Source organism: Raoultibacter phocaeensis (genome assembly GCF_901411515.1).
Taxonomy (GTDB): domain Bacteria; phylum Actinomycetota; class Coriobacteriia; order Coriobacteriales; family Eggerthellaceae; genus Raoultibacter; species Raoultibacter phocaeensis.
In genome coordinates this window covers 549,616-572,761 of the sequence record NZ_CABDUX010000001.1, presented here as the reverse complement: position 1 = coordinate 572,761, position 23,146 = coordinate 549,616, and the positions used below count along the sequence as shown (strand labels likewise).

Below are 23,146 nucleotides of genomic sequence, written 5' to 3'. Positions count from 1 at the left end.
GTCAGATGCTCGCTGTCCATAGGGCCATTGTAGCAGGTGTCGCGCGCCGTCCCTTTGAAGCGCATGAGCGGTTGCCGAGCCGCAATGCGCAATGCGCTGCTGCAGCGTACTGCGGGCTGGAACAAAGCAACCCCTTCTGCGTACTGAGGGCTGGAACAAACCAACCCCTGCCGCAGCGTACTGCGGGCCGGGATACAGCAACCTCTGCTGCGGCGGGGCGTGATAAGCCCGGTTTCGCAGGCCGGGAGTTGCTTGGTGCTTCCCGCACGGTGTGGCGTTGCGCTCTTGGCGTGCGCCTCGGCCCATCCGTTCAATGAGGTTGCGCCGTTTACGGTTCTATAATGTTGAAGAAGAACTCGTATGTCACCATATGCTCGGTGAGTTTGGCGATAACGTCCTGGTCACCCTCGATCTGGATTGCTTTCTGGGCTTCTTCGTCGCGGTTCAAGATGGCGAACATCCCGAGGCGCGGCATCGTGAGCGTCGCATCGACGTCTTCGGATTGAACGCCGCGTTCGTAGAGTACCACGCCCGAGCGCACGGTAAGCAGGTACGGATCCTCGTCGGTGAAGGTGAGGTTGATGCGCAGATTCACGTTCTCAGCAGCGTTCGCATCGAGGAGGATGCCCAGGTAGTCGAGCATCATCCCGGGCTCCATCGCTCGTTGGATATCGGCCGAGCCGGTGGCGCGGTACTTCGGGTCGCTGTCTACGCCGAACCGCAGCTCCTTCGCACCGGTGAGGTAGGCGTTTCTCCAGGTGCCGGATTCAGCCGCGTAGCCCAGCTGCTCGAGCGCATCGGCGCACAACAGGCGCGCGGGCTCGTTCGCGGGATCAGCAAACACGATGAGGTTCGTTACCTGGGCGACCCACTGGTATTCGCCCGCATCGAAATCCTGCGTCGCGCGGGCGAGCACGGCATCGACGTCGCCGAAGTACTCGACGAACTTCTTTGCGGTATCTACGGGGGGCAGGGGATGGAGGTTCACGGGGTTCGCATCGTACCAGCCCATGTACTTCTGGTAGACCGCTTTGGCGTTATGGCGCACCGTGCCGTAGTATTGGCGCGTGTACCAGTTCTTTTCGAGTGCGGCGGGAAGCTCGATCATGTTCGCGATCTCGGTGGACGTGTAGCCCTGATTGAGGTACATGAGCGTCTGGTCGGTGATGAACTTGTACATGGCGGCCGTATTTTCGATGTACTCGTTCACGACGTCGTTGCCCCAATGCGGCCAGTTGTGCGCCTGGAACGTCACCTGTGCCTCGGTGCCGTAGCGCGCTTTCGACTCCATAAGGTAGTTCGCCCATGCGTTGCCGTCGCGCACCTCGGCGCCGCGCAGGGTGTAGAGGTTGTGCAGCGTGCCTGTGCAGTTCTCTGCCACCCAAAGCGCCTTGAAATCGGGAAACCACGTGTTCATCTCAGCGGGGGCTTCGGTACCGGGCGTCATCTGGAATTCCATGGTGACGCCGTCGATTATACGCACCTCGCCGGTAGTGGCGATCGTATCGTTCGGCGCTATGTAGGAGACGCTGCCTTTGGATTGCCCCATGCCGATGCCGATGCAGAGGGAGCCCTGCGCGTCCGGCTCCAAGAAGGTGCCGTACTGGTAGCCTGCGCGCCTGCCCATCGCGTTGCCGGCGTAGACGTTTTCGGCCACCGCGTGCTCGGCGAACCCTGCGGGCACGATAATAGGGATGGAACGCTCGGCGACCTCTTCTTCGCTTACGATGCCCTTGATCCCGCCGTAGTGATCGACATGGGGATGGCTCATGACGATGCCCGCGACGGGGCGGGCTCCGAGGTTTTCGGAGACGAGCTCGAACGCGGCGCGGGAACACTCGACGCTCATGAGCGGATCGAATACGATCCAGCCGGTCTCGCCGCGCACGAACGTGATATTGGTCATGTCGTATCCGCGCACCTGGTAGATGCCCTCGACCACTTCGAAGAGACCGTACAGGTGGTTCAGCTGCGCGTTGCGCCAGAGGCTCGGGTTCGCGGTATCGGGCGCTTCGGCGGGCGAGCCGTCGGCCCCGTCGAGAAACGCGTAGGCCTCCTGGCTCCAGACGACCTTGCCGGCGTCGTCGGTTATCTCGAGCGCATCGGGCGCGTCGATGAGGCCCCGGCTTGCGAAGTCGCGTTCGCGCTCGTCGGAGAAGTCAAGGAGCGCGTAGACGGCGTCGTTGGCGGCGAAAGTGGAATCGGTTGCGGGTTTGGTGTCGGTCGTGAGGCCGGTGAGCGCGGCAGCGTTTTCGGGCGCACCGGCTTGCTGGTGCCCGGCGCACCCGCAGAGTGCGGCTCCGGCGGCAACGAGCGCCCCGGTGGCGAAAGCGCCCGTAACGAAGGTGCGCCTGTCTAGGTTATGGTTGCAGCCCATTGGGGCCTCGCTTTCTTTTGGAATCGCTGCGGAGCCATCGGCATGATAGCACGACTGCCGCCGCCGCAGCCAGAAGCGCCCCAAATGCCCCCGCCCAACCGGCCGCGCCGTCGCCTACAGGCGCGAGCGTGCCGCCCTTCGGGTCGCCGATGATCACGGCGAAGGGCGACACCGCGCTCACCTGCACCGTCGCCGTTCCGTCGACGATGGCGGCATCGAGGGCCACCATGCCGCCGGGAAGCTCTTGAAGCACCGTGACGTCGCAACCCGCATAGTCCGCCGCCAGGGGAATCCTCAGCTCGACGAGGCCGTCCAACGATGACTGGCCCGACTTCCTCCCGTTCACGGGCAGCAGGGCCCGCCAGCTCGCCGCCAGCTCGCCCAGCAGGCCGGACGCTTCCGCATGCTGCAGGAGCGCGTCGTAGCTCGCGTCGCCTTCGGCGAGGGGCTCGAGGGAGAGCACCGCGCCCGCGTGGATGGTGCCGGCAAGCGAGATGCCGGTGGTCCCATCGGTTATCGTACGCTCGATCATCGGGTCCTTCACCTGCGAAGGCATCTCCGCGTTCGCGTCGCGCGACCAAGTCCACCAGTTCATGGCGCCGGTCACCCTGGCGTTGAGCTGATCGGCGAAACCCTGAGCGGCCATGGACTCCCGTGCCATCTCCACGAGGCCGGCCTCGGGGTCGTCGCCCGCAAAGCCGCTTCCGAACGCGCGGCCCGCGACGCCCTCTACGAAATAGGCCGCGAACACGTCGTGGTGGTTCGCGCCGATGAAGCTGCCGGCTTGCGTGCCGCTCACCTCGGCGCCGGCGAAATACGCGTTGTAGACATCGCCGGAGTTGCTCCCGATGAGGCCGCCTGCCTGCTCGCCTGAGTACACGTTGCCCAAAGCGTAGCCGTTCCACACGCTCGATCCCGCCTCGGCCACGCCGACCAGCCCGCCGCCGCGCCCGCCGTTCGCGCTGGCACGCACGTCGGCGCCCGACCAGCAGTTGAGCACCTGCCCGCTGTTCACGGCCACGAGCCCTCCCGCGTCGAGCCCTCCTACCGCGGCGTTCGTGGGCTCACCCTCAAAGGCGAGCAGCGAGGGTGAGGTGGCGGTGCCGGCCTGCGCCGACCCCGTGGAGCAATCGACGATGCTGCCCCGGTTGAGGCCGGCCAGCCCGCCCACCGACTGGCTGGCGGGATCGCCGCTGAAGTCGACGGCGCTCACCGCCACGTCGCGCACCACGCCCCCCTCGCCGATCACGCCGAAGATGCCGCCGAACTTCTGCGCGGCGAGCGCGCCCTGGCTCATGTCCATGGTGAAGCCGCCGATGCGGTGGCCCGCCCCGTCGAAGGTGCCCGTGAACGGGTGCACCTCGGTGCCGATGGGCGTCGTCCACGCCGGGAAGGGCGTGCTCTGGTTCACGATGTCGGCGGCCAGCCTGAACGTAGCGCGCTCGTACGCTTCCGCGTGCTGCTCGAAGGCGGCGGCCACTTTCACCAGGTCGTCGAGCGTGCTCACCAGATACGCCCCGTCGGCATCCTCGGCGAAGCTCAGCGGGTTGGCCAAAGTGGCGCCCGATGCGGCCACGACGAACGCGTCTTGGAAGGGCATGGCGAACGTGAAGCTCATCGCGCCGGGCCGGTTGGTATCGGTCGGCTGGTCGGGCTCGACCAGCGACGCCGCCTCGGGTGTGGCGAGCTTCTCCAGCACGTCGCCGTTCGCATTCTTGAGCACGAGCGAATCGAGCATCGACGGTTCCGATGCAACGACGGAAAGCTTGACGCAGGTGCCCGCCGGCACCTCGGCCGGAAGGGGGTTGCCCGCCAGGTCGGTCATGACGATGTCGAGCCCGCTTCCTTCGGGGTTCGCGTGCAGCTGGTAGGCCTCGCGCTTGCCCGCCTCCTGGGCCAGCACCACCAGCATACCGGGATCGCCGGCGGTGTCATCCATGGTCAGGCTGGTCTTCGCGCTCTCGTAATCGCCGCTGGTCGGAATGGCGGTGCTGGAGAGGTTGAACGACGAGGAGCGGTTCTGCGCATCGACGCTGGACGGGGAGGCCGGATCGACGTAGCTGTTCATGAGCACGTAGGGTGTCGGGCCGATGGATGTCATGCCGTTGCTGTTCAGGAAGGAGGTCAGCGATCCTTCCGAGTTCGCATAGCTCTTCTGCGTGACCAGCGGTGCGAGGGGCGCGAAGTCCTGTGGAAGCGAGTACACGCCGTCGCGAGTGGAAAGCAGGTTGTAGAAATCCTGGTCGGGCAGGCCGAAGCAGTCGTAGGTGAGAAGCGTGCCGGAGCCCAGCTTCTCCCAATAGCGCAGACCGTGGATGAGGTCGCCCTGCTTCTCGCCGTGCGAGATGCCCCTGCCGCCGTCGACCACCAGGTACGTCGCGCCGTTCACCGAGGCGCGGTACACGGGCATGACAGGGGCGGTTTTCACCGCTGTGGCCGTGTAGTGCGTCGTCGAGGTGGTTGGGCCGTTGGAGTCGGACGTTTGATACTTGAACGTCCTGCTGGACGAGCTTTCGTAGTTGAAGTCGTACTCGGTTTGAAAGTCGTAGGGGCGCATGAGGGTGAGCAGGTCGGTGCGCGGCCACGAGGCGTCGCCGCTCTTGTTGGCGAACTCGGCCACGGTGTAGTCGATGTCCTCGGCGACGCGCCTGAGGTTGGTGACCAGGGCGTTTTCGAGAGCTTTCGCCTTGGCGGGTAGGGCGGGGTCGCTCGAGTTTTCGGCTTTGGCGCTCCAGTAGTCGTACTCCAGACGCTGCACGTAGACGACGACGTTCAGGTTGGCCACCACATCGTTGATGCCGGCAGTGAGCAGGGCGTAGCGCTGATGGTCGAAGGCGAACGCTTCGTCGGCGTACTTGTCCAGGTTGTACAGATAGCGCTGGTTCGCGTAGTCGCCCATGTTGATGCCCTGGGTTTCAAGGGTGGCGAGGTCGCCTTCGTAGTCGAGCATGTCGAACGCGGCCACGAGCGCCCCTTCCGCCAGGTGCGCGGCTTGCAGGCAGGCAGACTCGTTGGCGGTGCCTCTGGACGCGGAGTAGTCCCGCGCCGCTTCGACGAAATGGCTGTAGGCAGCGAGCGCGGGGGCGTACACCGAGTCGCTCATCTTTACTATCTGCTCCCGCTGGATCTTGATCGTATCGGTCGTGGCGGTTTGCTTGAGGTCGTTGAACTGCTGGTTGTTCCTGTTTTCGAGGTCGCTCAGCTGCGTGCTCAGGTCGTCCACCGCCTGCAGGATCTTCTCGCACTCGAGCTCGATGCTTTTGGCGTCTTCCAGAAGGCCGTCGACGCGGTCGATCACGTTTTCGAGGTCGGTCGCGGTGTTCGGGTCCGCGGCCATGCCGAGCGGCTTGAACGCCGCACCGTCGGCCAAGCTGAAGGCGATGCCGGATATCTTGCCGAGGTTCCATTCCGAGGGCGCGCCCACCGCGGGTATTGGGGCCATGAAGGCGACCAAGCCGAGCGCAAGCAGAAGGCTTAACGCGGTGCGTAAAAGACGGGGCGCGAAGGTGCTGTCGGCAGGCTTGATGGCACTCATAGTTCACTCCTTTGGCCGCCCCGCACCGTATCTGCGAAGGCTTCGCTCTTGCATGTATCCTGCAGTCTCGAGGAATCGTTCGGGTAAAACCATCTCCCGGGATGAGGTTTCGGCACGGCTTCGCTCACCGCTTCGCCCCCGGTGCGCTTCGCCGCCTCTTGCGCAGCATGCCCCCCACTATTCCCAGCACGCACAACGCAGCGAGCGCAAAGAGCGCTGTCAGGTTTGCGGGCAACTCGGAGTCGTCGCCCACCTTTGCGAGCGAAGCCGCCGAGCCGTCGTCCGTCACCACGAGGGCGAAGGGCGAGAGCGTGTCGATTTCGATCGAGGCGAACCCCTCGCGAACAACCGCATCGTGCGTTTCCACCGCACCGCGCGTTTCCTGCAGCACCGTGATCGCGAGCCCCTGATGCTCGCGGGCTACGGGTATGCGCAGCGTAACCGTGCCGTCGACCGCGTGCTGCCCCGACTTCTTGCCGAGAACGGGAAGGAGCGCGTTGTAGCTCGCCGCCATGGTGCCCAGAAGCCCGGCGTCGCGTGCGTGCTGCACGAGGGCCTTGCGGCTCGCGCTGTTTTCGGCGAGGGGCTCGATCGCAAGGCGCGCCGCAACGTGCATGGTTCCGGAAAGCGTGACGCCGGTGGCCTCGTCGGTAATCGTGCGCTTCATCATGGGGTCGCTTACCAGGTAGGGAAACCCGTTGTTCTCATCGGGCGACTGCGCCCACCAGGCCATGTCCCCCGTAACCTCGGTGTTCAGCGTGTCGGCGAAGGTCTGCGAGGTCATGGCGGCATGCGAGAGCACCTCAAGGCTCGAATCGGGGCTGTCCCCCTTGTAGCCGCTGCCGAAGGGTTTCGCGGCGGCTCCCTCGATCACGAAGCTCGCAAACACGTCGTGGTGGTTCGCGCCGATGAAGCTGCCCGCCTGAGCGCCCGTAACGCTCGCTCCGCAAAAGTAGGCGTTGTGCACGTCGGCGTAGTTCGGCCCGATGAGCCCGCCAACTTGTCCGCCCCCGAGCACGTCGCCCATAGCGTACGAGTTCCATACGCTCGATCCCTGATGCGAATACCCGATGAGCCCGCCTGCGTGTCCGCCGTTTGCCGAAGCGGTCACATCGGCTCCCGACCAGCAGTTGAGCACGTGGCCGCGGTTGACGGCCACGAGTCCGCCCGCATCGAATCCCGTTGCGGTCGAGTTCATGAGCCTGAGCTCTTCGGGCGTTAGTGTCGGTGCGGACGCTCGGAAGCCGGTCTGCGGCGATCCCGTCGAGCAGCCCGTGATCGAGCCGTAATTGAGGCCCGCAAGCCCGCCAACCGCATGGTTCGCCGAATCGCCGCTGAATTCGGTGCCGTAGACGGCCACGTTGCGCACGATTCCCGTTTCACCGATGACGCCGAAGATGCCGCCGTACTTCTGGTTCGCGAGCGGCTCCTTCGTCATGTCCATCGTGAAGCCGCCGATGCTGTGGCCGTTGCCGTCGAACGTGCCGGTGAATGGATGGGCCTCGGTGCCGATGGGGGTGGTCCATGCGGGGAAGGGCGTGCGCAGGTTCACGATGTCGGCGGCAAGCCGAAACGTCGCGTTCTCGTACATGCCCGGATGCTGCTCGTAGGCTGCTGCCACCTTTACGAGGTCGTCGAGCGTGCTCACGAGAAAGGCTCCGTCGGCGTCTTCGGCGAAATTGAGCGGGTTCGGCTGCGCTTTGCCCGGCACCCCCACGAGGCTGGCCGGTTGATAGGGCATGGTGAACGTGAAGGTGGCGTTGCTCGTGCCTCCCTCGATAAGCGAAGCCGATCCCTCGCTTGCAAGCGTTTGGAGCACTTCCCCGCCGCGGTTCTTGAGCACGAGCGAATCGAGTGCGGAGGGCTCCGTTGCGCTCACGGTTATCGTGACGCGGCTTCCCGCCGCCACCCGAGCGCCCGATGCGATGGCGTTGCCATCCTTGTCGGTTGCGGTGATGGTAAGGCCGCTTCCCTCGGTTTGCAGGTAGAGCGGATGGGCCTCGTGCGCTCCGGCTTTCTGCGTCAAAACGGCGAGCAGCCTGGCATCGCCCACGCTGTCTTCGGCGGTGAGCGCGACCTTCGCCCTTCCGTAATCGCCGCTTGCGGGAATCGATGTGTTGTACCAGTTGAACTTTGTGTAGTGGTTCTGGTTGAGCGCGCCCGAGGTATACAGGGGCTCGGTGTACGAATTCATGATCACGTACGATTCTGATCCCAAGCTGGACATGCCGTTGTGGGCGAGATAGCGAGGCAGCGATCCGCCGTAGGTGCGGTAAGGGGTAGACGACACGAGCGGTGCGAGCGGCGTGAAATCCTTCGGCATCTCGTACACGCCGTCCCTCGTCGAAAGGAGGTTGTAGAAATCCTGATCGGGGAAGCCCACGTATTCGGCGAGAAGCAGGCCGAAGCCTTCGGGGATCTTCTCCCAGTAGCGCATGCCGTGGATGACGTCGCCGTGCTTCGCGCCGTACGAAAGGTCGTTTTCGCCGCTCATCACGAGATAGGGCTGGTTGTCGATGCAGATGCGGTAGGCCTTCATGTTCGATTGGGTCTTCTGCGCTTTCGTGGTGTAGTGCCAGGTCCTCGTTTCGACCCGGTTTCCGCTGCTCTGGTAATATTTGAACTCCCGGTTCGTGCTGTACTGGGCGTCGAAGCTGTAGACGGTTTCGAAATCGTACGGGCGCATGAGGGTGAGCAGATCGGTGCGCGGCCAGTTCGGATCGTTGTCTTTGTTGGCGTACTCGGACGTGAGGTAATTGACGTCGTCGATGGTGCGGTCGAGGTTGGTCTTGAGCGCGTTTTCAAGATCGAGCGCTTTTTGCTGCAGCGTTGCGTCGCCGGGGGCTGCTTTCGCCTTGGCCGCCCAGTAGTCGTACTCGAGGCGCTGCACGTAGGCGACGATGCCGAGGTTCGCCGCCACGTCGTTGATGCCGGCGGTGAGCAGGGCGTAGCGCTGGTGGTCGAACGGCAGTGTCTCGTCGGCGTACTTGTTAAGGTTGTACAGGTAGCGATGGTTGGTGTAGTTGCCCATGTTGATGCCGTAGGTTTCGATGGTGGTGAGATCGGCCTGGTAGTCGAGCTTGTCAAACGCGGCTACCATCGCGCGTTCTTTGGTGAGCGCCGTCTGCTTGCGGTTCGCCTCGTTGGTGGTGCCGATCGAATCCGAGTAGTCTTTCGAAGCCTGGATGTACTCGTTGTACGCTTTGAGCGCGGGGGCGTACACCGAATCGCTCATCTTGACGATCTGGGCGCGCTGATCTTCGATCTGGTTGAGGGTGATCGTCTGCTCGAGCGCGTTGAAATGCGCGTCGATGTCTGCCTCGAGATCGGCCATCTGCTGGCTGAGGTCGTCGACCGCCTTCAAAATCTTCTCGCATTCGTGCTCGATGCTCGAGCTTCCCCCGAGCACGCCGTCGATGAACTCCACGATTTCGACGAGATCTTCGTTGCCCGAGGCGTCGGCCGCTTGGCCGAGCCCTTCGAGCGCCGCGCTCATGACGAGCTCGAAGGCGATGTCGAGCACCTTGTCGAGCGCCCATTCGGCGGGCCCGCGCACGTCGTAGGTGCTTTCTTCGGATAGCAGGTCCGTGTTGCCTTCTTCCTGATCGGCGAATGCGGCGACCGCGCCGACGCCTGGGATCGGGGTCATGACGGCGACCATGCTCAGTGCAAGCAGAAGGCAGAGCAAGGTGCGCACCGGGCGTAGGATGCGATGCCTGGGTTTCATCAAAGCTCCTTCAGGTTGGTCCAGCATCGGGTTCGCTTCAAACGCGCATGCTTTCTTTGCGGTGTGCGATCCCCTTCCACGATAACGCGGCAGCCGGTAGAAAAATATCATCCGGGATGAGGGTTTGCGAGATTGCTGTGGCGCCCGCTGCCTTGGCGTGCGGTAGTTGGTTGGCAGCGTGCGGTAGTCGCACATTATTCGATTGAAAAATGTGCATCAGAACACATTTTTCAATCGAATAATGTGTATTTGCTGCCGCACATGATATAGTCAAACGATCTGCTTCGGTAATTCAAGGGCGATGGAGGTTTCAGATGGAACGTGTGCTGCTCGACAAGTTAGAAGCGTGGCGGAATGCTCCTGCAAGAAAGCCCCTCGTACTTCGCGGTGCGCGTCAGGTGGGCAAGACGTGGCTGTTGAAAGAGTTCGGTGCTCGCATGTTCGATACGTGCGTCTACGTTCGGCTCGAGGATAACGATGCCATGGCTCAATTGTTCGCAGGATCGCTGGAGCCCTCGCGGCTTATCGCGGGAATCTCTGCATTTTCGGGGCAGTCGATAAACCCGAACACGACACTGCTCATTCTCGATGAGGTTCAGGCCGTGCCTCGCGCTTTGACGGCTTTGAAGTACTTTAACGAAGACGCTCCCGAGTACGCGATAGCGGTTGCGGGGTCGCTTTTGGGTGTGGCCATGCACCAGGGGGTATCATTCCCCGTGGGGAAGGTGACGTTTCTGGATCTTTACCCCATGAGTTTCTATGAATTCCTGATGGCCGTAGGCGAGCGATCTCTCGTTGATTTCCTGCAGACAAGGAATTTCGACATGATGGGGGTGTTCAGAGAGCGCTACGCCGATCTGCTGAAGCAGTACTATTACGTTGGCGGCATGCCTGAAGCTGTGAAGTCCTTTGTTGCCAACGGTGATTTTGGATCGGTTCGAGCCATTCAGGCAGATATACTCGATGCGTATGAAGCCGATCTTTCGAAGCACGCCTCACCTGTCATGGCCGAGCGCTGCCGTATGGTTTGGCGTTCGTTGCCGCGTCAGCTTTCCAGAGAGAACAAGAAGTTCGTGTACGGCGTGGTGAAGGAGGGCGCGCGAGGGCGCGACTTTTTCGAAGCCATCCAGTTCTTGGTTGATTGCGGGTTGGTGATGAGGGTCGACCGAGTGGCCAAGCCGGGCGTTCCGCTTGCCTCGTACCGCGACGAAGCGGCGTTCAAGCTGTTCTTCGTCGACGTGGGGCTTTTGAGTGCGATGTCGGGCGTTGACAGTCGAACCATCGTCGAAGGCAACACGCTGTTCGAGGAGTTCAAAGGGGCGCTGGCGGAGCAGTATGCGTGTCAGCAGATGGTGTCCGATTGCGGACTGCATCCCTATTATTGGTCGTCGCCGAAGGGGTCTGGAGAGATCGACTTTCTCTATCAAAACGAGGGCGAGATTACCCCTGTGGAGGTGAAAGCGCAGGAGAACCTTAAGAGCAAGAGCCTGGCAAGCTTCAGCTCGACCTATGAGGTGGGCCGAGCCGTCCGATTGTCGCTTGCGGGGTATCGTGAGGAAGGCTGGATGGTCAACGTCCCCCTCTACGCCGCACATTGCCTGCCGCTATGAGATACTTGGCTTAGTTGCATCGGCATCGAAAGGGTGCTGCGTGGATGGTGCCGAATCGCCGACGAGCGCTTTGTGGAGGTCGGCTCCCATCTGGCGGATGCGCGAAGCTTCGAGATCGGTTGCATAGCCGGAGCGCACGGCCATCTCCAGGTAGTAGCGCACCTCATCGACGGCCGCCGCCGCCTCGCGGGCGCGAGACGTCTCGGCGGGGCCGGTCAGATCTTCCAGGTCGCGCGCTGCCATGCCCGCGCGCACGCCGGCGGCCAGCATTTCGGCGGCAAGCGGGAAGCGCTCGGGCTTCTCGCGCAAGTACCGCACGAGCTCGGCCACGCGGATGGCGAAGTCGAACGCCTCGTTCGATCGATCCATAGGGGCACCGTCCTTGTATCTTTAAGCTTGATTGCTCCGTGTACCGCAAGCATTACCGCTTTCGGAACTCCTGCATGCCTGGGTCATATTTGGACTATACTGAGGTCGAACCAATAAAACTATCATCCGGGATGAGGTTTTGAAGGATCGTGCCGGGGACCGTCCGGTTTCGGGATCAATCGCGTCCAAGGCACGTTCGCAGCGAGCACGAGGAAAGGGGATCGAATGGCCGACGACGCACGCGACGCCATCGGCGAGGACGCCGGCGACGGGGGGCTGTGCGCCGATCTCATCTTGAGCGATAAGTTCGCCCCGGCCTCCCTCCCGGATATATGCGCCCCGCGCCTTCGCGTCGTCGATACGATCAACCGTGCGGCGGCAAGGCGTTTTGTGTACATCGGCGCTCCTGCGGGAAGCGGCAAGACGGTGTCTGCGCTTCTGTGGCTCAAGAAAAGCAACCGACCTACCGTGTGGATCGGGCTCGACCGCTACGACAACGTGCCCTCGGTGTTCTACAAGCAGCTTTCGACCGGCCTTTATTCCGTCCAGGCGGAAAACGCCGCTATGCGCGCGGTGCTCGAATCGCCTTCGTTTTCGGCATCGCCCGTCGAGCATGCGATCAGCCTGATCGCCGAGATGCTGCCGCTCGATCGGCGCCACGTGCTCGTTCTCGACGACCTCCATCTCATCGAGAACAAGGAGATCGTCAAATCGCTCCCGGCCGTGCTCAAGCGGCTGCCGGGGGCGTTCTCGGTCGTGCTCTTATCGCGCGCCGAACTGCCCGAAGAGTGGAAGCAAATCGGCGCAGACGACGGTCCGGCTGTGCTGGGAGCCGATGACTTGCGTTTCGCCAAAGACGAGATACGCCACTACTTCAACGCGCTCGGGCGCTTCATCACCCCCGACGAGACGAATCTCGTGTTCGGGGCAACCGAAGGATGGGCGATCGGCGTGGCGGCTCTGGCCAAATCAGAGCAGATGGGGAAAGGAAGCGATCGCGATCTGTTCGCAAGCTATTTTGAAGAGCAGGTGTGGAGCACGTGGGACGAGGGTTTGCGGGCGTTCTGCTTGGCGACGAGCGTGGCTGATTCGTTCGATCCCGACCTTGCGGCGCTCCTTTCGGGCCGCGACGATGCCCGCGAGGTCATGGACAGCCTCGCTCGCTCAAACACGTTCCTTTCGCGGCTTCACGGCGACACGTACCGCTACCACCACCTGTTCCAGGATTTCCTGCGCGACAAGGCTGCCGCCGGCGGCGTTGACCATGCGGCCCTCTGCAAGCGCGCGGCCGAGCACTTCCGCACGCGCGGCGATTACACCCGTGCGCTGCGCTTCTGGCTCGAAAGCGGCGAGTTTCACGGCATGGATACGTATCTGCTGCTGTTTCTGTTCGAGAACAACCGCGGATCGGTGGCCGACTACGCCGAATTTCTGCGGACGCTCGACATCGAAGCGCTTACCGACGACGCGTACAGGGCGTGCCCCCCTCTGCGGGTGCTCGCCGCCTGGTACACGTATCTGACGAGCCAACGTGAAGCCTACGAGCACCACATGGACGAGCTGTACCGCACGCTGCCGCGCATCGCCGTTTCCGATTCGCGCTTCGTCGAGTTCGTCATCCTCGCCTACAGCGTCGATCATCGGACGACCATCATCGAGAAGGCGAAGAAGTTCTCGATGTTCAGCCGGTTCGTCAAGCGGTTCACGCCCGAGGGTCTGGCAACGGCCATCGCCTCGTTCACGCACAACCTTCCGTACCCGCACCGCAGCAACCTCGATTACTCGGCGATCGGGCTCGAAGAGGGCGGCATGGATCTGCTCGGGCGCACGTTCGCCCAGCTGCTCGGCGCCGAATGGGGCTACATCTACCCGCTCATGCCGGCGTGTTTCGCCTACGAGCGCAACCGCCTCGACGAAGCGCTCGGCGGGCTTGACGAAGCGTGGCGGGCCCTCGTGCCCGAAAACAAGGAGGACGGGCGCATCTGCATCCTGCTCATGCGCCACGCGACGCTCTGGCAGATGGGCGACGACGGGGCGCAGGCCGCCGCGCTCGAGGAGCTTTCGGCGTTCGTGGAACGCGACGCTTTGTATTTCCTCCCGAACCTCAAGGCGTACCGCACGAAGCTCAGGCTGTTCGATGCCGACAGGCGCGCTGCGGGGGTTTGGATGGACGAGTACTTCGTGACCGACGTGAAGCGCATCGAGCTCGTTCGCGTGTTCCAGCACTTCACGACGGCGCGCTCGCTCATCGTGCTCGGGCGCACCGACGAGGCTGAATGCCTGCTCGGGTGCTTGCTCGCGTTCGGTCGGGAGTTTCGGCGTCCGCTCGACGTCGGGGAGGCCGGGACCCTGTTGGCCGCCCTGCTGTGGGCTGTTGGGAGGAAGAAAGAGGCCGTCGATGCGCTCGCGGAGGCCCTCGAGGCGCTTGCGCCTTACGGGTATGTGCGGGTGGTGGCTGACGAGGGCGCGGCGATCGAGCCGGTGCTCAAGAGCCTGGCGTCACGCATCGCGCAACCCGATTACGCGGGTCCGCTCGCTCGCGCGTTCGTGCAGGAAGCGTTTCTTGCGGCGCACGATCGCTCTCGGCGCTTCCGCGGCGTATGCGCGAATCTTGCCAGGAGCGATAAGCCGATAAAACTGTCCAAGCAGCAAAAGCGCATCCTCGAACTGCTTGCGCGCGGGTACCGTAACGCCGAGATCGTCGAGGAGACGGGGCTTTCGATGCCCACCGTGAAGAGCCACATCCAAGCGGCTTACCGCAAGCTCGCCGTGCACTGCGCTCCCGATGCCGTGTTGAGAGCACGGGAATTGGGGCTGATCGAGTAAAACCGGCCATGAAAAGGCCTCGATGAAGGTTCCGCGCGTACGAACGCCAAACTATCCGCCGAAGCTGTTGTCGGCGTATGCAAATCGTCGGGCGAAAAACACGGTTTTTGCGCCGAAACCGTGTTTTTCGCCCGACGATCTTATTGCGTGCCCAGGATGCGAAGTTACGCCCCGGTCGCGCCATCGGGCCGATCCCTCTTGCGTCTCCTTGGGCGGAAGCGGGCTGTATCCGCCGCGGCCCTTCTACTCGATGAGCTCGAGGCGGCGGGCCTCGCGGACGGCGTCGAGCGCGTTGGACACGCCGAGCTTCTGGTAGGCGTAGAACAGGTGGGTCTTCACCGTGCGCACCGACAATCCCGTCTCCTCGGCGATCTCGGCGTTGCGGTAGCCGCGGGCGAGGTACTCGACCATGAGCTTCTGCTGCTTCGAGAGCTTCGCCTTGTCCGACGGCGCCGCCGCATACCCCTTGTGGCGTGCGGCCTGCTCCTGGGCGTTGATATAGATGGCGTTCAGGTACTTCGCATCCACCTGAGCCGCCGCCGGGTCGCGCTCGACGCGGGCGAGCGCCTGTTTCAGCAAAGGGACGGTGGCTTTCCCCTCGATCGAGAACACCCGGGTGAAGCGGTACGGCGCGAGCGAATCGATGGCCGCAAGCAGCACGGACACCCCGTCCTCGCCGTTGCCGCGCAGATGCTGCACGACGGCCAGCAGCGTGTCGGCTTCGGCGGCGTCGGTTATGCGATCGAAGCTGCGTGCGAGCGCGCTCACCCGACGGCAGAGGTCCTCCGCTTCGTCCAGACGCTCCTGCGCGATGAACGCCCGGCATGTGGTGAGGTACTGGTACATCTTGAACAGCTGGAGCGCGGCGTCGGGATGCACGAAATACTGGTCGAGCCAGGTTGCGGCGGCCTGAAGATCGCCCCGCCTCAGAGCCGCGTCGGTTTTGAGCGCGAGGAAATTCGGCATGAGGTACAGCGCGTCTTTCTCGCGCAGCAGCGCTTCGATGCGTGCCTCCATCGCGTCGCTTTCCTCGTCCTTGCCGAGGCCAAACAGGGGCACCCAGCGGTGGGAGAGGATGGCGAACAGCACCTCGTCGGACGTTTCGTTGGTGATCTCGCCGTAGGCCTGCGCGGCGAAGTCGAGCGAGCGGTGCCACTCGTTGCGCTCGTAGGCGAACCCGGCCTGGCAGGTGAGGATGGCTATCTTGAAGTACTGCCGGAACACCGCGCCCACCGATCGCTCCAGCTCGTCGAACGAATCGAGCAGGGAAAGCTCGTAGAAGTCGCGCAGGCAGCGGTGCGCGAGCGGCATGTTCACGGTAACGGAGGCCGCCTGCTGCTGGGTGTGGCGCCGCGAGCCGAGCGCGGGCAGCCGGTCGAGCTGCCCCGCGAGCTCCATGAGGGTGCGTCGCGGGTCGAGCAGCAACGTGAGCAGGGCGATCTCCAAAAACTCCCCGTGGCGCAGAGCCAGCAAGGGAAGCTTCGCGCGCAGCCGGTCCAGCGCCTGCTCCATCTTGCACGCGTCGCCCGTGAGGTAGCGGTACCACGCGGCCGTGATGTTGAGGTAGGGGTACTTGTCGAACGCCTTGGCGGGCAGCTCTTCCACGTACGAGCCGACGCTTGCCACGTACGCGCTCATGGAGCGGTTGTTGGAATGCCGGTCGTACTGCACCTGGCTCAGCACCTGATCGGAGAGCAGCTTGAAATCACCCGCGAACAGCGCGTAGTGCCGCGCGGTCAGCACGTCTCCCTTGCCGTGGTAAAACCGCGCCACCGTGCGGGCAAGCTTTCGCGCATCGATGCGGCTTTCGCCGAGCCGTGCGCGCAGAAACTCGAGGAACAGGGCGTGGAAACGGTAGCGGTCGCCGTCCACTTTGGTGAGAAACAGGTTCTGCCGCTGAAGATCGTCGATGAAGGCCCGCGGCTGCGGCGCATCCGAGAGCGCGGCGAACAGATCGGGCGAGAAATCGTCCACGATGCTCGCCCGCATGAGCGCGGTTCGGGTTGCTGCGGGAAGGTTGTCCCATACGAGCGTTTTGAGGTAGCGGTCGAGGGCGGCCTGCCCCCCGTGCTCGTCGTCGGGCACCTCGCCGCTGCGCGCGAGCGAGGACACGGCGATGGGCCACCCGTCCGTGCTGGTTGACACCTGACGGGATTGCTCTGCGGAAAGACGATGCCCGTACTGGGCGTACAGCCCGCGGATTTCGCTTGCGTCGAAGCAGAGGTCGGCGGCTTGGACCATGCTCAGCTCCGCGCCGAAGGCATCGATGAACGGCGCGGGCGGCTCCGTGCGGCTGAGCGCGACGAAGCGAAACGCGGCGGGCAGGCGCTTCATGAAGCGCGGGAGCGAATACAGGATGTCCTGCTGGGTGATGGTATGGAGATCGTCCAGAACGACGTAGCGAACGGGCGCATCGCCTCGTGCGGCGTCGCGGGCGCGCGTGGCGAGCTGCATGGCGTATTCGATGGGCGAATCCGAAAACCCGTCGTAGCGCGCAGAGCGTGCGTCGCTCGCGCGGTCGCGATCGTCCGTGCTGCCGTGTGCGCCTTCGCCGTCGCTCGCATCGAGGTCGAACAGCCCCAGCGAGCGGCAGAGCAGCCGGTAGAACGCCTCGGGCGCATTGTCGTAGGAATCGAGCGCGATCCACGAGGCGCAGGCGCCGGTCTGCTCGAGCCACAGGCGCACGGAAACCGATTTGCCGAAGCCTCCCAGAGCCTGCACGTACAGCAAGCGGCCGCCGGCCCGTTCGGCGAGCAGGGTCATGAGCGCCGGACGCGGCTCGATGATGCGCGGCAGCGCGGGCGCACCCTGTTCGTCGTGCGTCATAGACGTTCCTCCGTTCATTGCGACCTGCCTGCTCGCCCATCGAGCGGGCAGGCACGGGCCGAAACTCCGCAAAGGATCGCGGCCCTGAATCCGACGCTCCGCTGCGGATCGCAGCTTTGAATGCGAAATATAAGTATACTTCATATAGTTAGTTGGCTGCTCGCAAGTAAAGCAAGGCCTATTCGTTTGTCTGCACCCTTGCTGTGCCGAACTCGGCCTTCGCTTTTCATCGGAAGGGCGACGCGCCTGGCCAGGCTTTCGCTTTTCGGGGGATGACGCGGCTGATCCGCTCTTCGATTTCATCGGGGGTGTCGCGCTTGGCTTTCGCTTTCGCGAAAGGGCGGCGCACCTGTCCCGAGGGCTCTTTTTGTTTTCTGGGATTCAAATGTCCGCCAAGGCCCACTAAACGACATTTTTTCGCTCGCGAAAGTACAGAAGATATTCCGATTACCTGATCACAGAGTTTGGCTGCAAATCGAGGCGATTCGAAATGTCGTTTTCCGAAGGTTGGCGGACAGGGGAAGCCCCCGCCGAATGCGCTTTTTCTGCCGATGCGTTGCGAAATCGGGCTCCCTGAGTCGCCCACGGCTTGCCAGCGGTGCCTTCAATCGGCATGCGATTCAATGCGGAGCCGTGATCAGGGGGTTTGCTTGAGTCGGCAGGATGAGCCCCGCGTCTGTAGCCCTGGGCGCTGGGCAACGTGCACAACAATGCGGTCATGGGAATGCGCCGACGTGCCCTCACTGCGCTCGCTCAGGATGGCAGCCAGCGCGTCTTCCCTCTGCTATTTCCTCAAAACCTCATACCAGGCCGAAGTTTGAGATCGGCGCTCCGCCTATACTCCACTTGAAGACTGGTAATTCTACGGGGGAGGAGCGCCATGGAAGGTGCGAGCAGGGTGCAGGATACGTGGCGGCAATGCGCCCGAAAGACGGTTGCGACGGCGCTCGCGTGCGTGCTCGCCTTATCGACGGTAGCGGTGCCCGCGCAGAGGGCCGAGGCCGAAACGGTCTCCGGCCCGGTCACCGCCTGGGCGCTCACCAAGCTCGCGGACTTCAGCGTGGGGATGTTGGAGAAGGTGTGCGTGTCGTCGCTCGGGTGGGCGGCCGGCAACACCGACAACAACGCCGTGGACGCCATCTACAAGATGGTGAACTACGCCATCGGCGACCCCATCGGTACGAAGATCCTCGAGGAGTGCGCCAAGATCGAGCAGGACCTGGAGGAGATCAAGACGCAGCTCACGCAGATGGAGTCGGAAATCAACTCCCGCCTGAGCTACTACCAGACCGCCACCTACTACACCCAGGCGAACGAACGCTACAAGGCCATGTACGCCCCCGCGCAGCCCTACTCCGACCTCGTCGACCGCTACCGGGACTACGTGGCGGCCGCCACGGCGCTCGCGCAGGCCGAGACCGACCACGCGGCCAACCCCACTAACGCGACCAAGGCCGCCGTGGACGCGGCGCGCGCCGAGGCCCAGCGCGTGCAGGGGTTCCTCGACAACGACGTGGCCGCCATCGCGGCGCGCGGCTCCGTGAACGACCCTGGCGGCTTCCTCGCCGCCATCGACAAGGCGGCCGAGAACGCGTGCACGGTGTACCCCAGTCGCAACCCCGACGACCCGAACGGCCGCGGGCAGGCCCAGTTCGACCGGGACAACACCTACGTCGGCGTCCTCAACAAGATCTCGTACGAGAACAACGCCTTCGAGCACCAGCACTACGCCATGCTGAAGGACGGCCTGAACAAGAGCGCCATCCCGTTCACCACCCTCGTCGTGGCCTACCGCATCTACGCCGACTACCGCGCCGCCGCCGGCAACGACACCGCGGCGGAGGAGCAGTACTTCCCGCAGGCGGCCAACGCGGCGCTCAACAGCATCAACAACGTCGCGGAAACGCAGTGCACCGCCTACGACACCAGCGGCCTGTTCCCCACGGTCAACATCAAGACCGCCATGCGCCCCATCGACGTGGAGCCGACGCTGCCGCTCGACGGGTACGCCTCGTCGGCCAGCCACACCGAGGATATCAACGGCGACTTTTTCGACCATGACTATCATCCCGAAACCACCACGCAGACGTTCACCGCCTACGCCGAGAAGACGACGAGCGAGATGCCGTTTTACCGCGTTCGCACTGGCGGCCAGACGTTCTTGCTGCTCAAGGACGCGGGCATCACCCAGTACGAGCTGACGCGCTGGTACGTGCGTGACGCGTTCCCCCTCGATCAGTATTACGGCTACCCCAACCAGGACTTCTACAACCTGCTCTCGGTGGAGGGCGGGCGCTACCGCATGGTGCAGGCCCACCAAGACTACATCGTCTTGGTGAACCAGCACAGCAACACCAAGGCCACTTTCATCGAGTTTCTCACGAGCCAGGGGCTCAGCGACATCCCCCAGTACGGAAGCCCGTCCAACGTCTACGTGATGGCGAACAGCTGGATTCATCCGCAGGAGGGGCCTCCTTTCGCGCCGAACAACCACTACAGCCATTTCTACCTGCCCCGCACTGATAACCCGGCGGGGGCGGCTTACGAATTTTACAACTTCAACACCGAGAACTACAAAGACCAGGGCGTCCCCACCGACCGCTTCAAGCTGCTCACCATCCTCACCGGCGACGAAAGCAAGATGACCTACGGGGTGAACAAATCCGTCAGCGGCAAAGGCACGCTCGAGGTGGCGGCCGAGGGCGGGCAGGGCCTCGAAGCGGTGTCGGCCCGCACGCAGCTTGCGATAACCGCGCAGCCGTCGAACGCCAACGGACGGCTCGTGGGCTTGAAGGTGAAGGACGCCCACGGCAACGTCATCCAGGAGCTTCTGGACAAGGACACGGCCTCCCTGTTCACCGACGAGAACGGCGTGGTTGAGGTGGGCTACGCCATGCCGTACCAGGACGTGGTGATCGAGGCGTCGTTCTTCAACGTGGAGGGCGACGGCACGCCCGAGAACCCCTTCCTCATCCCCGACTCCGAGACGTTGGGGCAGTGCATGGACTACTACAACGCCGTGGACGACCCCGACGCCTGCTTCAAGGTGACTGCCGACTTCGATTGCAGGAGCGGCGGGCACGCCGCGTTCAAGAAAAACGCGTTCGCGGGCACGTTCGACGGCGGCGGCCATACGTTGTCCAGCCTGGGCGTCGGCAGCCTGTTCTACGAGGTGGGCCCGAGCGGCGTGGTGAAGGACCTGGTCCTGGAGGACGCCACCGGCAACTTCGCGTACGACAACAAGGGGACCGTGACGGGATGCAGCCAGACGGGTAACGCGGCGCGCGGCGGAGCCGGGCAGGAGGTGGGCGGCATCGTCACGCACAACGCCTCGGGGGCGAGCGTGGTGAACTGCTTCAACGCCGCGCGCGTCGTGGGCTCCAAGGCGGGCGGCATCGCGTTTTCCAACCGCGGCACGATAGCCAACTGCTACAACACGGCCGACCTGCACGGGCTCGCCTCCTATGGCGGGGGCAACGGCGCGCAGGCGGGCGGCATCGCGGCGGACTCGTGGAACGGCACCATCGAGAACTGCTACAACGTAGGGGAGGTGCGCGACTTCGGCACCCGGTACGCCATCGCGCCGATGTACCCGTTCCAGGATGCCGACAGCTCCTACAGCTACTACTCCTCGACGTTGGATGTCAACCAGTCGCAGGCGAACGCCAAGGCCATGCCCTACGATGTTATGAAAACCTCCGAGTTGGTGGGCAAGCTCAACGACGGGCGACATGGGGGGGGGTGGAACTTTTGGACGCGCGTCGACGGCGTGAACGACGGCTTGCCGTACTTCAGCGCCCACGACTTCGACACCGATGACGAGGGCGTCATCCTCATCCCTGACTTCGCGACGCTGCAGGCGGTGGCCCAAGCCGTGCAGGGCGAGCCGGACGCGTTCGCGAACGCGTCGTATAAGGTGACGGCCGACATCCTGAACGTGACGAAGGACTTCCCCTTGTGGTCGCTTCCCATCGGAACCGAGGCCGTTCCCTTCGGCGGCACCTTCGACGGCGGCGGGCACGTCATCGGCGGCCTGCGCCTGGACGAGGCTTCGGCCCCCGGCGGCTTCGCGGGGCTGTTCGGCGTCGTCGATTACGGGGCGGTGGTCCACGACGTGCAGGTGTGCGCGTTCGAGCTGTCGTCTGCGAACCACGTGCTGGGCGGCCTCGCCGGTCTCAACCGGGGGACCATCCGCGATTGCAGCAGCGGCACGGCGCAGTACTCGGGCATCTACGTGGACGACACCATCACCATCGACGATTTGCGCAAGACCAACGCGCACATCAACGGCGGCGCGCAGGTGGGCGGCCTCGTGGGCGTCAACATCGGCAGGGTGGAGAACTGCTGGAGCGGTGCCGACGTGGCGAGCCTCGCAGGCGGGGCAGCGGTGGGCGGCCTCGTGGGGCAGCTGACGCAGGGCTCCATCGTGAACAGCTACGCCATGGGCAAGGTGGGGCACGTGAACGACGCCTCCAACACGTCCGCGACGGCGGGCGGCCTCGTGGGTGCGGCCAAGAGCGGCACGGTGATCGACAACGCGTACTTCTGCGGCTCGGAAGTGGTCGGGTCGCTCGCTGGCGGCGTGGTCGGGAGCAACGAGGGCTCGGTGTCGCACGCGTATTTCCTGGCCGAGTCGGCGCCGGACGCGTTCGGCACAGGCGAGGGCGACGCGCAGCGGATGCCGAAGAAATCGATGATCGTGCAGTCCTTCGCCGATGCGCTCAACGCGTCGGTGGCGGACGGGATGCACTACTGGGTGCAGGCCGACGACGTGCACCACGGCTACCCGACGCTCGCGAAGGACCCGATGGTCGAGCGCACGCTGGTCGATCCGGCTACGGGCATCACGCTGACGGGCGTCGTCCACGCGGGCGCCGTCCTGTCCGTCGAGCGCCTGCAGCCCGGCCACGACCTTCACAGCGAGCTTGGCGGCCACACGAAGGGCGAGGTGCTGGGCGCGTTCGACATCGGCCTGGCGGTGGTAGGCAGGGATGCCGGCGCGGCGGCGCTCGGGGGGCCGGTGCGGCTGTCCTTCCCGCTCGGCGGCGCGTATTCGCAGATGCACGTGTACGTGCTGCACAAGCTGGCCGACGGGCGCGTGGTGGCCTACCGGGACGCGGCGCGCACCGACGAGGCGGTGGCGGTGACGGTGGAGGCGCTCTCGCCGTTCGCGGTGGTGGCCGAGGAGCTCACGCTAGCGCCCGTCGGCGACCGCTCCGTGATGCCGATGGTGCTTCTGCTGGGCGCGGCCGCCTGCGCGCTGGCGGCGTACGCGCTCGCTCGCAACGGGAGGGCGACGCGCGATGAGTAGGCCGCGCGCCGCGACCGTCGCCGAGGGGGCGCGAGGTGCGCGGCCGCCCAAACGGCGCGTATCCCCGACCTCGCGCGGCGGCCCGCGCGGCACAACCGTCGCCATTGCGGTGCTTATCCTGGTGGCGGCGCTGGCGGCAGGCGTGGCGGCGTTCGTCCTGCTGGGTGGGGGTGCCCAGCCGGCCTCGCAGGGCGCATCCGCCACGGTGACGGGGTGGGACGCGGCGGTGCCGAGTGCCGGCGGCGTGGAGCAGGGCATCTCCATCCCGGGCTACGAGTCCATGACCATGCGCGCCGGCGAGACGGCCCAGCGCGTGGACATGGGCAATCCGCCGAGCAACGAGTGCTCCTTCGTGATCACGCTGCGCCTGGAGGACGGCACGGAGCTGTACCGCTCGCCCTCCCTCGCGCCGGGGGAGGGCTTGGCCGAGATCGAGCTGGCCGTCGGCCTCGAGGCGGGGGAGTACCCGGCGGAAATCGCCTACGAATGCTTCTCCCTCGATGACGGCTCGCCGCTCAACGGCGCGGTGTCGAGCTTCACCCTGCACATGACGACGGAAGGATGA

9 protein-coding genes are annotated in these 23,146 nt (G+C 64.3%); 4 read left to right on the top strand and 5 right to left on the bottom strand.

Annotation, left to right across the window (positions count from 1 at the left end):
• Positions 1-328: 328 nt before the first annotated feature.
• The 3 genes from FJE54_RS02275 to FJE54_RS02265 all read right to left on the bottom strand — a co-directional run bounded on the left by FJE54_RS02275 (position 329) and on the right by FJE54_RS02265 (position 9,639).
• Positions 329-2,377, bottom strand: coding sequence for an alkyl/aryl-sulfatase (locus FJE54_RS02275; protein WP_139651122.1), 2,049 nt, complete (start codon positions 2,375-2,377; stop codon positions 329-331).
• Positions 2,361-5,912, bottom strand: a complete 3,552-nt coding sequence (locus FJE54_RS02270; protein WP_139651120.1) for a hypothetical protein — start codon at positions 5,910-5,912, stop codon at positions 2,361-2,363. The genes FJE54_RS02275 and FJE54_RS02270 overlap by 17 nt, the downstream gene beginning before the upstream one ends.
• Positions 5,913-6,036: 124 nt before the next feature.
• On the bottom strand, positions 6,037-9,639 hold the full coding sequence (locus FJE54_RS02265; protein WP_139651118.1) for a hypothetical protein: 3,603 nt from the start codon (positions 9,637-9,639) through the stop codon (positions 6,037-6,039).
• Positions 9,640-9,953: 314 nt separating this feature from the next.
• Between FJE54_RS02265 and FJE54_RS02260 the strand changes: the two genes are divergently transcribed.
• Positions 9,954-11,249, top strand: coding sequence for an ATP-binding protein (locus tag FJE54_RS02260; protein ID WP_139651116.1), 1,296 nt, complete (start codon positions 9,954-9,956; stop codon positions 11,247-11,249).
• On the opposite strand, the gene FJE54_RS02255 is transcribed toward FJE54_RS02260, so the two are convergent.
• Positions 11,244-11,618, bottom strand: coding sequence for a four helix bundle protein (locus FJE54_RS02255; protein WP_139651113.1), 375 nt, complete (start codon positions 11,616-11,618; stop codon positions 11,244-11,246). The genes FJE54_RS02260 and FJE54_RS02255 overlap by 6 nt on opposite strands.
• A 225-nt stretch (positions 11,619-11,843) precedes the next feature.
• On the opposite strand from FJE54_RS02255, the gene FJE54_RS02250 reads away from it, so the two are divergent.
• The gene (locus FJE54_RS02250; protein ID WP_139651111.1) at positions 11,844-14,444 is read left to right on the top strand and encodes a winged helix-turn-helix domain-containing protein; all 2,601 of its coding nucleotides are present in this window, start codon (positions 11,844-11,846) and stop codon (positions 14,442-14,444) included.
• Between the two features lie 243 nt (positions 14,445-14,687).
• On the opposite strand, the gene FJE54_RS02245 is transcribed toward FJE54_RS02250, so the two are convergent.
• A complete protein-coding gene (locus tag FJE54_RS02245) occupies positions 14,688-17,270 on the bottom strand; it encodes a winged helix-turn-helix domain-containing protein (protein ID WP_180326510.1) in 2,583 nt (860 codons plus the stop codon).
• A gap of 880 nt (positions 17,271-18,150) precedes the next feature.
• On the opposite strand from FJE54_RS02245, the gene FJE54_RS15940 reads away from it, so the two are divergent.
• Together FJE54_RS15940 and FJE54_RS15935 are read left to right on the top strand one after the other, a co-directional pair.
• Complete coding sequence (locus FJE54_RS15940; protein ID WP_180326509.1) at positions 18,151-22,581, top strand: hypothetical protein; 4,431 nt, start codon at positions 18,151-18,153, stop codon at positions 22,579-22,581.
• A complete protein-coding gene (locus tag FJE54_RS15935; protein WP_180326508.1) occupies positions 22,574-23,146 on the top strand; it encodes a hypothetical protein in 573 nt (190 codons plus the stop codon). Before FJE54_RS15940 ends, FJE54_RS15935 begins: the two co-directional genes overlap by 8 nt.